Here is a 14135-nt window from a genome sequence, read left to right on the forward strand (position 1 = left end):
TCAGCAGCCCTTGTTCAGGCCGCCCAGGCAGGTGTCCTGCCGTGGAATGCCATTGAAGGCCTGACCGAAGTCGACCTTGATTGGCGCCGTTCCATCGGCGTTGCGCGACATGTTGAGGAAGGCACCGGCCAGCGCGGCGACCAGCTTGGAGGGATCCTGCTGGTCGCGCCACTGGACGTTCTGGCTCTGCATCGAGATGAAGAAGCCTTTCGACGAGTCGATGAAGTTCTGCGCGTTGTTCGGATCCACGGTGCCGATCGGGAACGACTGGTACTGGGCCAGGTTGAAGCAGGTCTGGGCGCCCATCAGCTTGCAGTCGTTGGAGGTGAGGAAGGGCAGCAGGACGTTCACCAGGCTGCCGATGATGGTGCTGTCGTGCATGTCCAGGGCTGTGCCGTTCTTCAGGCCGATCATGGCAGCGCGGATCGGGTCGGGGTTGCCGGAGCTGTTCACCAGTTCGGCCTGGGCGGTGTATTGGGAACTGCCGGTGAGGGTGATGGCGGTCTTCGCCGCCAGGCAGTCGAGGGCCAGCAGGCCGCAGGAAATGCTGCCTCCCAGTTGGCTGCCGGTGCCGTACAGGTCCACCGGCACGTTGCCGGTGAGGGTCTTGATATCGCCCGAGAGGTAGCCCTTGGCTTCGCCGAAACCGATACGGATGCCGACCATCTTGCTACCGTCGTAGGCGAACTCGATGTAGGGATTGCTGATGAGGAACGGGTTGATCGCGCCGGTGGCGTCGTTGACCGTGCCCAGGGCGAAGTTGTCGATGGCGATGTCGGCACTGCCGGCAAGCTCGCCGCTGCGGTTGTACTGGCCCAACTGCAGCTTCTTCATGTTCAGTTGGGTCTCGATGTCGGCGCCGAAGTTGATGCGGGTGAAGTTCAGTCCGTTGGCGGCGTCGGTGGTGAGGTTGATGAAGGCCTGGCCGACCACGTCGGAAAGCTGGTCGTCGTCCAGCGACTCCATCCTCGCCTGGGCGGTGGCAGCCAGCAGACCGGCGCCGCAGAACAGCGCGCAACGCAGCAGGAAGGGCAGACGACGGGACATGGGCTCACCTCTTGTTCTTCTCGTGGCCGACGGCAGAGACACTGCGACCTGTAGTCACTATAGAAAGCCCCGGGCGAATCGGGGCCGACCCATAGTCGAGAAAAACCGCCGAACGACGCGGTCGCCGCGCTCGCTGCAGCGGATGAGCGGTCGCTCGGCCAGGATGGATGTTACCCATCGTCACACGGGGGTAACGTCAGCCCTTCACTGCTGGCGGAACAGGCCGATCAGATGGTCGGCAATGGCACCCTTGATGGCGTTGAGGCTGAGCAGGGAGTGTGCGCTGAGGCGGGCGGGGTTGATCCGGTGCAGGTGCAGCGAGGGCATGCGCGCTTCGTACTCGCGCAGGTCGCCCTTGACCAGGATCGGCAGGAACACGTCGTCGTGAGCCTGGTAACGCTGGATCAGCAGTTTCAACCCTTCCTGGAACGGCAATTCCTTCGACGCCACCAGGCGGTGCTCGCCGGGAATCTTCAGGTAGAGCCCGCGATAGCCCATGGTCTCGCCCGGCAGGATATGGATCCCGGTGGGCTCCACCGCGGCCAGCGGGATATCGTGGAAGGTGTCGTGCCAGGCCTGCTCGCTGGGCAGGATGGTGATGCCGCCATGGTCGCTCTCGGGAATCACGAAGCTGTAGTTGCTGTAGAGCTTCTCGACATAGGCCGAGTAGATACACAGGCGGTTCTCGAAACGTTTGAGGAAGGCGATCGCCTCGCTGCGGTTGGTGATGGCATCCAGGTCCCAGGCAAGGTCACCCTGGTTCTGCAGTTCGGCCCAGCGGGCCTCGGCGTAGGCGGCGTCGTTCAAGAGTCGGCATTCATTTGGAATAGACAGGCCAGGGGACTTCAGCAGAAAGCGTGCCAGCCCCTGGAAGCCCCCATTCCCCGGACCAGGCGGGGCAGGAAAGTCCTTACGCAGTCATAAACTGCCGCTTTTCGACACCTCGATGATAGCCAGATGCCATCCGCCGATACCGGGCCCGTACCTGCGCCGCAGACGTGTCGACGGCCTGCATCGCACTCATCGGCGGCGTCTGCGTCGCCCGTGCCTTTGCAGTACAATCGGCGCTTTTTCCACGGACCGGCCCTCCCGATGATCGACCCCCGACGCGTACTGCGTGCGCTTGCCGAACACTGGGCCCTGCTCGAGCCTCTCTGCGAGCGCTTCGATGCCGGCACCCTGAGCCTGGCGGAACTGCGCAGCCAGTTGAACACCCAGTTACCGGAAAGCAACCCGGCGGAAATCACCGCCCTGCTCGACCAGTGGATCCGCCTGGATATCCTGGTCCCGGTGGCCAAGAGCCCCAACCGTTTCGAGCTGAACGCGCAGATCCACGACTTCCTCGCCTACCTGCGCCACGAGCATCGCCTTGGTCTGTGCCTGGAGATCGAGGCCTACCTGCGCCATCTGGAGCGCCTCGCCGGGTACATCCAGGACGCCTTCGAGACCCGCGACAGCCAGGACCTGGCGCGCCAGCTGCGACTGCTCGACATGCGCGTGCGCGATGTACTGAAGAAGCTCGGCAATGACGAGCAGGCACTGATCGGCGTGGCCGAGCGGGCCAAGACCAGCGACCGGCAGATTCCCCTGGCGCAGCGCTACGCGGAGGTCCTGGCGACCTGGGACGAGTACGTCGAGCCGATGATCCAGCTGGTCAGCGCCGATGGCGCCTTCGAGCAGGGCGTGCGGCGGGTCGAACAGGTCCTGCTGCGCCTGCTAGGCGAACAGCAGCGCCTCGGCCACCTGGTCGATGACGACCTGGTGCTGCGCACCCACGCGCGCATCCTCGAGATGCAGACCAACGCCCAGCTGACCCTGCGCCGCGCCCGCGAATTATTGCTGCCGCTGCGCGAGGAAGCGCGCCGGCACAACGCGGTGACCCGTGGCGCCGCCCTGGCGCTGGCGGCGATCCGGCGCAAGGGCCTGGATGCCGTGCCGCAGGCGGCGATGCCGCTGTTCACCCGGCCGCAGAGCACCTTCCTCGGCACCGCCTCGCAGGTCGAGAGCTACGTCTTCGCCCTCGCCCGCTTCGAGCCGAAGCCGGCGCAGTTCCCCAAGTCCAGCGGCACGCGCAAGAGCAACGGGCCGGCGCGACCACCACGGACCGCGCGGGAAATGATCGAGCGCTGCCAGGCGGCGCTGCCGCTGCCGGACCTCATGCAATGGCTGCTGGCCCAGGAACCGGACGGCGCCACCGACGAGTTGCTCTACTGGTTCTCCCGGCTGTCGCGCGACGCGCGCTTCCAGCGCGAACGCCTGCAACGCCGCGAGTACGAAACCACCGAACATTGCGTCAGCCTCTGCTCCTTCGCCCTGAACCCCGCCGCCAAGGACAAGGGCCAGGCCAGGGACGCAGACACCCTTTCCGCGAGCGAAACCCATGCATCTTGATCTCTCCGAACTGACCCAGCTCGCGCCGATCTTCCGCGAGCTGTTCAAGGGCTACCACATCAGCCACCGCGACCCCGAGCTGTACACCCAGCTGTCCTCGCACCAGGACCAGTACCGCGGCCTGTTTCGCGCCATGGGCTTCGAGCTGGTCTGCGACACCCGCGGCTTCTACTACTTCGTCCCGGAGCAGGTCGGCGCCCAGGTGAACAAGACCGCCCAACGCCTGGCGCTGTTCACCTTCATCCTCGTCGAACACCTCGCCGACCAGGGCCGCGACCCGCTGTCCGTGCTGGACGGCGGCAGCATCGGCCGCGAAGAGCTGCCGCCGCTGCTGGAGAAATACCGCGACCTGTTCCTCCAGGCCGAGGTGCAGACCCAGGAAGAACTGGAAGAGAAGGTCATGCGCCGCCTGACCCAGCTCGGCTTCGCCTCCGAGGACAGCGGCGTGTACCGCTTCATGCCGCCGATGCACCGTTTCCTCGACGTCTGCCTGTCGGTGCAGCAGGACCGCAACCTGTCCGCCAGCCTGCACGCCGACCTGCCGTTGCAGACGCCGGTGCTGGTCGATGACGGCGAGATCGAACCGCTGATGGCCAGCGACGAAGAATTGTCCGAAGAGAGCGAGGAAGACGCCCTCGCCCGCGCCATCGCCGAAGAACACGCGCAACAGGAGGCTGACGCATGAGCCAGACCCGCTACGGCATCCGCCGCTTCGCCCTGCTCAATACCGCCGGCTACAGCCTGGGTATCTTCCCGCTGGAAAACCCGCTGTCGATCTACGGCGCCAACAACCTGGGCAAGAGCGCCTCGATCAACGCCCTGCAGTTCCCGATCCTTGCCCGCCTGTCGGACATGAGCTTCGGCAAGTACAGCATGGAGCAGTCGCGGCGCTTCTACTTCGCCTCGGACACCAGCTACATTCTCCTCGAACTGATGCTGCCCCACGGTCCGCACGTGATCGGCGTGGCCGGGCGCGGCCCGGGCGGCGGCTTCGGCCACCAGTTCTTCGCCTACGCCGGCGAGCTGAGCCTGGACCACTACCAGAAGAACGGTACCTGCCTGCGCCAGCGCGAGCTGTTCGCCAACCTCGAGCGCGAAGGCATCAAGGCCTACGAGGTGAAGCCGGAAGAGCTGCGCCGCCTGCTGGTCGGCGGGCACACGTCGATCCCGCTCGACCTGACCATGATCCCGCTGCGCTCCACCAGCGAGCAGAGCCTGAAGACCTTCCGCTCGCTGTTCATCAACCTGCTGCACATGCGCGAGATCACCGCGGCCAAGCTCAAGCAGCTGTTCCTCGACGCCTTCGAGCACAGCCTGCGCTCGGGTAACGTCGACTACATCGCCGCGTGCGAGGAGGCCTTCCGCGACGTGCGGCGGATGGAGCAGGACTACCAGGCGCTGGTCGCCGCCGGCCCGCTGGTGGAAGCCCTGGCCAACGGCGTGACCCAGCGCGACGTACTGCGCGGCAAGATGCACCGCCTTTCGCCGCTGCTCGACAGCCTGCTCGGCACCTGGCACGACTACGCCGGGGCGCGCCGCGAGGAACTGCTGATCCAGCACGATCAATACCGCGCCGAGCAGGACGGCCTGCAGAACGAACAGCGCGGCGGCACCCAGGAGCTGATGCGTCTGGAGCGCGAGATCGCCGGCATCCAGCGCTGGCTCGGCGAGCTGTCGGTGCTCAAGACCCGCTTCGCCCTGGTCGACGACGCCAAGGTCCTCGAACAACAGCTGCTCGCCGCCAAGGATGCCCACGACGAACTGGCCGGCGCCCTGGCCCATTCGCGGCAGTTCTCCAGCGAAGACCTGGAAGAGCGCCTGCGCGACCTGGAAAAACGCCTGAAGAACGTCCGCCAGCAGCTCGAACACGCCGACAACAACAGCTACGCACGCCTGCGCGAGGAGTTCAGCCAGCAGGACGTGGAACGCCTGATGCGTCTGTTCAACGGCGCGCTGTTCAGCCTGCCGCTCGGCGAGAACGGGGTGAACCTGGATGACGGCGACGTCTGGGTGAAGAGCGTCGAAGCCATCCTCGACCACTTCAAGGGCGAGCATTTCGAAGCCCCTGGCCTGAGCATCGACCTGTCGCACATCGAACCGCCGGCGTTGCAGGCCCTGGCCGACCGCGCCGCCCTGCGCGACCAGAAGGAGCGCCTGGAGAAGGAGCTGAAGCAGCTCAAGACCCAGCAGAGCGTCGCCGCCGACCGCGCCGCGAGCAAGGCCCAGGCAGAGAAGCTGTACCAGGACGTGCTGGATGCGCAGAAGGCCCTGGAAGACTTCCGCCGCACCCAGACGCTGACCGCCGAGGAGCCCGAGAAGCTCGCCGAACTGGCCCAGCTGGAGGCGTCCCAGGACGAACTCAAGCGCTCCAGCGACGCCTTCGCCGAGCGCGTCCAGCAACTCTCCGCGCGCCTGCAACTGGTGGCCCGGCAACTGGGCGACCTGGAGGCCAAGGAGCGCACCCTGGAAGATGCCCTGCGCCGCCGCCAGCTACTGCCGGCCGACCTGCCCTTCGGCACGCCGTTCATGGAGCCGGTGGACGACTCGCTGGACAACCTGCTGCCGCTGCTCAACGACTACCAGGACACCTGGCAGGCGCTGCAGCGCATCGACGGGCAGATCGAGGCGCTGTACGCCCAGGTGCGCCTGAAGGGCGTCGCCAAGTTCGATAGCGAAGACGACACCGAGCGCCGCCTGAAGCTGTTGATCAACGCCTACGCGCATCGCCAGGACGAGGCCCTGACGCTGGCCAAGGCGCGCCGCGCGGCGGTCACCGACATCGCCCGGACCCTGCGCAACATCCGCAGCGACTACGACAACCTGGAACACCAGTTGGCCCTGTTCAACCGCGAGATCAACAAGCGCCAGGTTTCCAACCTGCAGAGCTTCCGCATCGTCCTCGCGCCGAACAAGGATGCGCTCAAGCACATCGACCAGATCATCCACAGCGCCGGCCAGTACGAGGAAGGCGAAAACCTCTCGGTGTTCGACCTGACCCAGAGCGCCGAGCAGGACGCGAAGAACGAGGAGGCCAAGGAATACCTGGCCCGCCTGGTCGCCGCCAACCACAACCAGTTGGGCCTGAAGGACCTGTTCGAACTAGCCTTCGAGATCACCAAGGTCAACGGCCAGCCGATCATGCACACCGACATCGACGGCGCCGCCTCCAACGGCACCACCATGACCATCAAGGCGCTGACCAACATGTACCTGTTGCTGCACCTGATGGACCGCGAGCAGGCCGGGCGCGTGCGCCTGCCCTACTACCTGGACGAGGCGGCGGACATCGACGAGCGCAACCAGGCCGCGCTGCTGGAGACCAGCCTGCAACTGGGCTTCGTGCCGATCCTGGCGAGCGTGAAGCCGCAGGTTTCCGCACACGTGGCGATCGACCTGGAAGGCGGTAGCGGGCCGAACGGCATCTATATCGACGAAGCCGACTGGAAATACATCCGTCGCCGGGATGCCGCCGCCAGCGGCGAAACCCGCGTAGCCAGCGAACCGGAGGAAGCCGGCGAACCGGCGTGAAGCGTCTGCCACGGCCCTGCCTAACAGGGCCGTGGACTTTTCCGATAGGCCCGAAGCTCCCACGAAGATATAATTGGTTACATTCGCATTTGTAACCCACGGGGAGAATCCATGCCTGTTCGACTTCTCAACCGTTTCCGCCACGCCGCCCTGGCGTGCCTGCTCGGTTCGCTTTCCCTCAATGCGGCGGCCGATCCCGTCACCCTTACCCTCTACAATGGCCAGCACGCCGCCACCGGTATCGCCATCGCCAAGGCCTTCCAGGACAAGACCGGCATCCAGGTGAAGATCCGCAAGGGCGGCGATGGCCAGCTCGCCAGCCAGATCACCGAGGAAGGCGCGCGCTCGCCGGCCGACGTGCTCTACACCGAGGAATCGCCACCGTTGATCCGCCTGGCCAGCGCCGGCCTGCTGGCCAAGCTGGAGCCAGAGACCCTGGCCCTGGTCGAGCCGGAGCACGCCGGCGGCAACGGCGACTGGATCGGCATCACCGCCCGCACCCGGGTACTGGCCTACAACCCGAAGAAGATCGACGAGAAGGATCTGCCGAAGAGCCTGATGGATCTTTCCGATCCGTCCTGGTCCGGCCGTTTCGGCTTCGTGCCCACCAGTGGCGCCTTCCTCGAACAGGTCGCCGCAGTGATCAAGCTCAAGGGCCAGGAGGAAGCCGAGGATTGGCTGACCGGCCTGAAGGCCTTCGGCTCGATCTACACCAACAACGTCACCGCCATGAAAGCCGTGGAGAACGGCGAGGTCGACATGGCGCTGATCAACAACTACTACTGGTACACCCTGAAGAAGGAAAAGGGCGAGTTGAACTCGCGCCTGCACTACTTCGGCAACCAGGACCCGGGCGCGCTGGTCACCGTCTCCGGCGCCGCAGTGCTCAAGTCCAGCAAGCACCCCAGGGAAGCCCAGCAGTTCGTCGCCTTCATGCTCAGCGAGGAAGGCCAGAAGGCGATCCTCAGCCAGTCCGCCGAGTACCCGATGCGCAAGGGGATGCAGGCCGATCCGGCGCTGAAGCCGTTCGCCGAACTGGACCCACCGAAACTGACCCCGGCCGACCTGGGTGAGGCCAGCGAGGCCCTCAGCCTCGAACGCGACGTTGGCCTGAATTGATCGGCGCCGCCTCCACGCCCGTGCGCCTGCGCACGGGCTCGCGCCGGCGAACGCCATTCTGGCTGTTCCTGCCGGTCCTGCTCCTCGCCCTGCTGGCCAGCCTGCCGCTGCTCTACGTCGCGGCCAAGGCCTGGGACGCCGGCTGGCACAGCGCCTGGCAACTGCTCTGGCGCCCCTACGTATTCCGCTTGCTGGGCAACACCCTGTGGCTGATGTTCGGCGTGACCCTGCTCAGCGCCCTGCTCGGCCTGGCCCTGGCCTGGTGCGTCGAGCGCAGCGACCTGCCGGCACGGCGCTTCTGGAACGTGGTGCTGTGCCTGCCGTTCGCCATCCCCGCCTTCGTCAGCAGTTTCACCTGGGTTTCGCTGAGCCCGATGTACGAAGGCCTCGGCGGCGCCATCCTGGTCATGACCATGTCCAAGTATCCGCTGGTCTACCTGCCGGTAGCGGCGACCCTGCGCGGCATCGATCCTTCCCTGGAGGAGTCGGCGCGGATGCTCGGTCTGTCGCGGCGCCAGGTGTTCCTGCGGGTCACCCTGCCGCTGCTGCGCCCGACCCTGGCCGCCACCGGGCTACTGGTGGCGCTGCACATGCTGGTGGAGTTCGGCGCGCTGTCGATCCTGCGCTACCAGACCTTCACCACAGCCATCTACCAGGAGTTCGAACTGGAGTTCAGCAACGCCACCGCGGCGATGCTCTCCTCGGTACTCCTGGCACTGTGCTTCCTGCTGCTCTGGCTGGAGTTGCGCATGCGCGGCCGCGGCCGCCTGGTACGCACCGGCCAGGGCAGCGCGCGGCGGGCCGAACGAGTCCGCCTGGGGTTCGGCAAGTGGCCGCTCCAGGCGCTGCTGGCGACGCTGGTGCTGGTCGGTACCGGTATCCCCCTGGTGATGCTCGGTTATTGGCTGTACGAAGGCTCCTCGGCCAGCTTCCCGCTGATGGAAATCGCCTCGACCCTGCTTTCCTCCCTGTCGCTGGCCTTCGGCGGGGCCCTGCTCAGTTGCCTGCTGGCGCTGCCCGTAAGCATCCTGGTGGTGCGCTACCCCGGCGCCCTGGCGCGCTGGACCCAGCGCCTGCCGTACCTGCTGCAAGCGTTGCCGGGACTGGTGATCGCCCTCTCGCTGGTGTACTTCTCGCTGCACTACCTGCCAGCCACCTACCAGACCACCGGCTTGCTGCTGGTCGCCTATGCCCTGCTGTTCATGCCGCTGACCCAGGCACCGATCCGCGTGGCCCTGGAAAAGGCCTCGCCGCAGTTGGAGGAAGCCGCCCGCACTCTCGGCCAGACGCCCTTGATGGCCTTCCTGCGGATCACCCTGCCGATCATCTCGCCGGCCATCGGCGCCGGCTTCGTGCTGGTGTTCCTCGACACCATGAAGGAACTGACCGCCACCCTGGTGCTAGGTCCCACCGGGCTGTCGACCCTGGCCACCTCGGTCTGGGTGCACACCGCCAACCTGGAGTACGCTGCCGCCGCACCCTACGCCGCGCTGCTGATCCTGATCTCCGGCTTGCCGGTGTACCTGCTGACCACCCGGGCGCATCTCAGCACTCACTGACACCCACTCCCCAGCATGCATGCATGCATGAACGAAAACGCCGCTTACCCAGGTAAGCGGCGTTTCTTTTTGCCGATCCGACAATCAGCGGCGGGCGGTTTCCTTCAGAGGAATCTTCGGCGTCCACTCCAACCATTCGTCATTGGCCGAATCGAACAGGGCGAAGGTCTGCCCCGGCTTGGCGGGCTCGCCCATCTGCGCATTGTTCGGGGTGGCGAAGGCAATGCCGCCCTCCATCAGCGCCTCCATCGACTCGGTGCGTAGCGACAGACCTTTGAACAGGCTGGCGTCGACGCCGAAGCCGCTGGCATTCCAGAAACGGCTGCCGGTACGCACCAGCGGTACGTAGCGCGGTTCGATGAGGATGCTGATCAGCACCCGGTCGGCCTGTTCGCCCAAGGCCAGGTCGACGACCTTGCCCACCGGGATCTGCCGGTAGGTCACCAGGTTGCCCGGCTTGATTGAGCCCTTGCGCGGCGCGCTGAGGGTCAGCCGCAGGCCGTTTTCCCGGCCCAGCAGGTTGGGCGCTTCGGCGAGAGTCTGGAAGCGTGCCTGGCGCTCGCCCGGCGTGCTCGACGGCAGCGCCTCGATATAGGGGCCGCTGACCAGGGTTCCGAGGTTCTCCGTACGCAGCAGGCCGAGCGCCGGACGCACCACCCAGAAGCGGGTTCCGCTGCGGGCGACGCGCTCGCCGGCGGAAGTCAGGCGGGCCTTCATCAGTACCCCGGAGAGGTCCGGGTTCAGCTCGACGCTTTCGATCTTGCCGATGTCCAGGCCCTTGAAGCGGATCGGCGTGCCTTCGCGCAGTCCATCGGCATTGTCGATGCTCAGCTGGATCTCCACGCCACGGGCCATCGCCGCCTCCTCGCTGTCGAAGAGGGTGAAGCGCCGCACCTTGGTCACGGTCGGCGCCTTCGGATCGAGGGTGTCGAAGGAGATCCCGCCGGTGATCAGGGTCTGTAGCGACTCGCTCTTCACCTGCACGCCGCTGAGGTTGCCGGTCAAGGTGATCCCGCTGGAGTTCCAGAAGCGCGTCGAGGTATTCACCAGGTGCGCGTACTCCGGCTCGATGTGCACACCCACCACCACTCGCTGGCGGTCGCGCGACAGCTGGTAGCTTTGCACGCTGCCGACGCGGACCTGGCGGTAGAGGATCGGCGCGCCGATATCGATCGAGCCGAGCTTGTCGCTGGTCAGCACCAGGTGCAGGCCGGGCGCGTCGGTGTTCAGCGGCGGCGCTTTCGGGCGGATGGTGAACTCGCGACTCGGCGCGCCGCTCTTGGCGAAGCGCACATCGATGTAGTTACCTTTCACCAGGGCCTCGAGGCCGGTGATGCCGGCCAGGGAGATGCTTGGCTTGACGGTCCAGAATTCGGTGCCTTCCAGCAGCATGTCCTCGACCCGCGGATCCATCGCCAGGTCGGCAGTGGCGCTGCTGTAGTCCTTGCCCATGTCGATCGACTTGACCAGGCCGACCTGCACGCCGTTGAACATCACCGGGGTGCGCCCTGGATCGATACCACTGACGTCGTTCATCTTCAGCTTCACGCGCAGACCGGCCTGGGCCGCGTCGTAGTCGTCGTACAGGCGGAACGGCTTGCTCGGATCGGTCGGCGGGCTGTCGGTGCGGTTCTCCGGAGTAGAGAAGGCGATACCGCCGGCGACCAGGGTCAGCAGCGACTCGCTGTGCACCTTGAAGCCGGACAGGCCGCCGGAAATGGAGATGCCGCTGGCGTTCCAGAATCGCGTGTGCTTGCGCACCAGGTCCGCGTAGGCCGGCTCGATGTGCACCTTGATCTCGATGGTCCTCTGGTCATCGCCCAGCTGGAAGCTCTTCACCTGGCCGACCTGGATCTGCCGGTAGAACACCGGGCTGCCCTGCTCCAGGGAGCCCAGGCGATCGGCCTTGAGGGTCAGGTGCAGGCCGGGCAGCTTGTCGGAAAGGGGTGGCGGCTCCTTCAACGCGGTGAAGTAGCGTTCTTCCTTCTCGCCCTTCACCGGATCGACCGCGATGTAGACGCCGGAGACCAGGGTTTCCAGGCCGGTGACGCCAGCCAGGGAAACCCGCGGCTTGACCAGCCAGAAGCGGGTGTCCTTGCTCAGATATTCCTGGGCTTCCTTCTTGATCTCGATGGTCGCGACCACGCCCTTGATGTCCTTGCTGACATGCAGGTCGGTCACCTTGCCCACCGAGATGCCCTTGTACAGCACCTCGGTCTTGTTGGCCTGGATCCCGTCGCCGCTCTCGAAGCGAACCTGGATGTCCACGCCGGCCTGGTCGAAGGCACGCCACGCCAGCCAGGCACCGATGGCCAGGGCTACCAGCGGCAGCACCCAGATCGCCGACCAGTTCGAGGTCTTGTGTTTCTTCGGACTTGGCAGATCACTCATTCTCGTCATCCAGATTGGTGTTGTCCCAGATCAGCCGGGGGTCGAACGTCACGGCGGCGAGCATGGTGAGCACCACCACGCTGGCGAAGGCGGCGGCGCCGAGGTTGGCCTCGATGCTCGCCAGGTTGCCGAAATTCACCAGCGCCACGAGGATGGCGATGACGAAGATATCGAGCATCGACCAGCGCCCGATCCATTCGATGAAGCGATACATCAGGATACGCTGGCGGGCCGACATCGGCTGGTGCCGCTGCACCGAATAGAGCAGCAGGGCGATGCCCACCAGTTTGAAAGTAGGAACCAGGATACTGGCGACGAACACCACCATGGCGATGGGGAACATGTCGGCATGCACCAGTTCGACCACGCCCTCCATGATGGTGGCGGGCATTCCGCTGCCGAAGAGGTTGACCGTCATGATCGGCAGCAGGTTGGCGGGTATGTAGAGGATCGCCGCGGTGATCAGCAACGCCCAGGTGCGCGTGAGGCTGTTTGGGCGCCGGGCGTGCAGAACCGCACCGCAGCGACTGCAACGCGGATGCTCGTCCCCGTCGGCGCGATTCAACTGGTGGCACTCGCCGCACACCAGAATTCCGGCATCAAGCGCGCGCATCGTCGTCCTCGCCGCCCAGCGCTTCCCATACCTGGTGCGGCGACATGGTGACCTCCAGCCAGACCTGGGTGAACAGCAGCGCCACGAAACAGGCCAGGCCGACGCCCAGGCTGAGGTCGGCCATGTCGATCAGCTTGACGATGGAAACCAGGATGCCCATAAGGTAGACCTCGAGCATCCCCCACTCGCGCAGATGGTGATAGCCGCGGTAGAGCAGCATGCCGATGTGACGGGCGATACCGAAACGCACGCTGATCATCACCAGCAACTGGCAGAGCAACTTGACCAACGGGATCACCATGCTGCACAGGAATACCAGGATGGCGACGCCCTGCATGCCACTGTCGTAAAGACCGAGCACTCCCGTCCAGACCGTATCGCTGCGGGTCTGGCCGAGCAGGCTGAGATTCATGATCGGCAGGAAATTGGCTGGGATATAGAGGAAGAGCGCCGTCAGAACCAGCGCGAAGCAACGGCGTTTCCATTGATGGCGATGCGCGGCCAACTCGAAACCGCAGCGCGGACAATTGGCTTTCTCGCCCGGTCCCAGGGGTTCCCGGCGCATCAACAGATCACACTCATGGCAAGCAACCAGTTCTTCCAGGGGAAGATCCTGCAGGCCACGGACATCGGTATCGGACATGAATGAGCTCGGCTGGATTTGTCGGCTATTGTAGACGAGCGCACAGTGCAAATCGCGTCTCCCATGCCCTCGGAAGTACGCCGCCCGGCAGCTCTCGAAGTTTTTCGATTATCGTCCGCAGCGCTGCTGGCTTGCCACTTTTCCGCGCGCAAAAGCAAAACCCCCGGTCATCGCTGACCAGGGGTTTTGGGATAGGAGCTTGACGATGACCTACTCTCACATGGGGAGACCCCACACTACCATCGGCGATGCGTCGTTTCACTTCTGAGTTCGGGAAGGGATCAGGTGGTTCCAACGCTCTATGATCGTCAAGCAATTCGGTTGGATATCCGTTCGCTTGGGCTTACGTCTATCCGGATTCAGGTATGTGATTTCAAGGTGTTTGCGGTTCATGCGAACTTTCGGTTCGTCGACTTCACCTTACAACACACAATCATCAGATTGTTTGGGTGTTATATGGTCAAGCCTCACGGGCAATTAGTACTGGTTAGCTCAACGCCTCACAACGCTTACACACCCAGCCTATCAACGTCGTAGTCTTCGACGGCCCTTCAGGGGAATCAAGTTCCCAGTGAGATCTCATCTTGAGGCAAGTTTCCCGCTTAGATGCTTTCAGCGGTTATCTTTTCCGAACATAGCTACCCGGCAATGCCACTGGCGTGACAACCGGAACACCAGAGGTTCGTCCACTCCGGTCCTCTCGTACTAGGAGCAGCCCCTCTCAAATCTCAAACGTCCACGGCAGATAGGGACCGAACTGTCTCACGACGTTCTAAACCCAGCTCGCGTACCACTTTAAATGGCGAACAGCCATACCCTTGGGACCGGCTTCAGCCCCAGGATG

General features: G+C 64.7%; 10 protein-coding genes and 2 rRNA genes (1 of these 12 only partly in view). 5 read left to right on the forward strand and 7 right to left on the reverse strand.

The genetic code is table 11. The annotated features are described in order from the left end of the window. Positions 1 to 1047: a DUF6160 family protein gene (locus tag VQ065_RS26770; RefSeq protein WP_003095033.1), complete on the reverse strand. Its 1047-nt coding sequence runs from the start codon at positions 1045 to 1047 to the stop codon at positions 1 to 3. Between the two features lie 204 nt (positions 1048 to 1251). Continuing rightward, positions 1252 to 1854, reverse strand: a complete 603-nt coding sequence (locus VQ065_RS26775; protein ID WP_003095035.1) for a hypothetical protein — start codon at positions 1852 to 1854, stop codon at positions 1252 to 1254. 285 nt (positions 1855 to 2139) lie between these two features. Here VQ065_RS26775 and mksB point away from each other — a divergent pair, with 285 nt between their 5' ends. The 5 genes from mksB (at position 2140) to VQ065_RS26800 (ending at position 9644) form a co-directional block, all read left to right on the forward strand. Next, positions 2140 to 3438, forward strand: coding sequence for an Mks condensin complex protein MksB (gene mksB / locus VQ065_RS26780; protein ID WP_003095037.1), 1299 nt, complete (start codon positions 2140 to 2142; stop codon positions 3436 to 3438). After that, the gene (gene mksE, locus VQ065_RS26785; protein WP_003095041.1) at positions 3428 to 4123 is read left to right on the forward strand and encodes an Mks condensin complex protein MksE; all 696 of its coding nucleotides are present in this window, start codon (positions 3428 to 3430) and stop codon (positions 4121 to 4123) included. The genes mksB and mksE overlap by 11 nt, the downstream gene beginning before the upstream one ends. Next, entirely contained in the window at positions 4120 to 6966 is a 2847-nt protein-coding gene (mksF, locus tag VQ065_RS26790; protein WP_003095044.1) for an Mks condensin complex protein MksF, read from the forward strand. Before mksE ends, mksF begins: the two co-directional genes overlap by 4 nt. A gap of 111 nt (positions 6967 to 7077) precedes the next feature. Then, on the forward strand, positions 7078 to 8085 hold the full coding sequence (locus tag VQ065_RS26795) for an iron ABC transporter substrate-binding protein (RefSeq protein ID WP_003095046.1): 1008 nt from the start codon (positions 7078 to 7080) through the stop codon (positions 8083 to 8085). A gap of 20 nt (positions 8086 to 8105) precedes the next feature. After that, positions 8106 to 9644 (forward strand): ABC transporter permease, encoded by a 1539-nt coding sequence (locus tag VQ065_RS26800; protein ID WP_003121056.1) that lies wholly within the window; start codon positions 8106 to 8108, stop codon positions 9642 to 9644. An 84-nt stretch (positions 9645 to 9728) separates the two neighbouring features. On the opposite strand, the gene VQ065_RS26805 is transcribed toward VQ065_RS26800, so the two are convergent. The 5 genes from VQ065_RS26805 to VQ065_RS26825 all read right to left on the reverse strand — a co-directional run. Continuing rightward, positions 9729 to 12035 (reverse strand): PqiB family protein, encoded by a 2307-nt coding sequence (locus VQ065_RS26805; protein ID WP_014603551.1) that lies wholly within the window; start codon positions 12033 to 12035, stop codon positions 9729 to 9731. Further along, entirely contained in the window at positions 12028 to 12648 is a 621-nt protein-coding gene (locus VQ065_RS26810) for a paraquat-inducible protein A (protein ID WP_003107436.1), read from the reverse strand. Before VQ065_RS26810 ends, VQ065_RS26805 begins: the two co-directional genes overlap by 8 nt. After that, positions 12635 to 13342 (reverse strand): paraquat-inducible protein A, encoded by a 708-nt coding sequence (locus VQ065_RS26815; protein WP_011666770.1) that lies wholly within the window; start codon positions 13340 to 13342, stop codon positions 12635 to 12637. Before VQ065_RS26815 ends, VQ065_RS26810 begins: the two co-directional genes overlap by 14 nt. A 146-nt stretch (positions 13343 to 13488) precedes the next feature. Further along, positions 13489 to 13604: ribosomal RNA gene (rrf, locus tag VQ065_RS26820) — 5S ribosomal RNA — on the reverse strand. A gap of 143 nt (positions 13605 to 13747) precedes the next feature. After that, positions 13748 to 14135, reverse strand: a 23S ribosomal RNA gene (locus VQ065_RS26825); it runs 2503 nt beyond the window's last position.

Origin of the sequence: Pseudomonas sp. KBN10P06128, assembly GCF_037574945.1 — a bacterium.
Taxonomy (GTDB): domain Bacteria; phylum Pseudomonadota; class Gammaproteobacteria; order Pseudomonadales; family Pseudomonadaceae; genus Pseudomonas; species Pseudomonas aeruginosa.

Coding starts and splice junctions, on each gene's coding strand:
- VQ065_RS26770 (WP_003095033.1), bottom strand. CDS start 1,047: ATGTCCCGTCGTCTGCCCTTCCTGCTGCGTTGCGCGCTGTTCTGCGGC.
- mksB (WP_003095037.1), top strand. CDS start 2,140: ATGATCGACCCCCGACGCGTACTGCGTGCGCTTGCCGAACACTGGGCC.
- mksE (WP_003095041.1), top strand. CDS start 3,428: ATGCATCTTGATCTCTCCGAACTGACCCAGCTCGCGCCGATCTTCCGC.
- mksF (WP_003095044.1), top strand. CDS start 4,120: ATGAGCCAGACCCGCTACGGCATCCGCCGCTTCGCCCTGCTCAATACC.
- VQ065_RS26795 (WP_003095046.1), top strand. CDS start 7,078: ATGCCTGTTCGACTTCTCAACCGTTTCCGCCACGCCGCCCTGGCGTGC.
- VQ065_RS26805 (WP_014603551.1), bottom strand. CDS start 12,035: ATGAGTGATCTGCCAAGTCCGAAGAAACACAAGACCTCGAACTGGTCG.
- VQ065_RS26810 (WP_003107436.1), bottom strand. CDS start 12,648: ATGCGCGCGCTTGATGCCGGAATTCTGGTGTGCGGCGAGTGCCACCAG.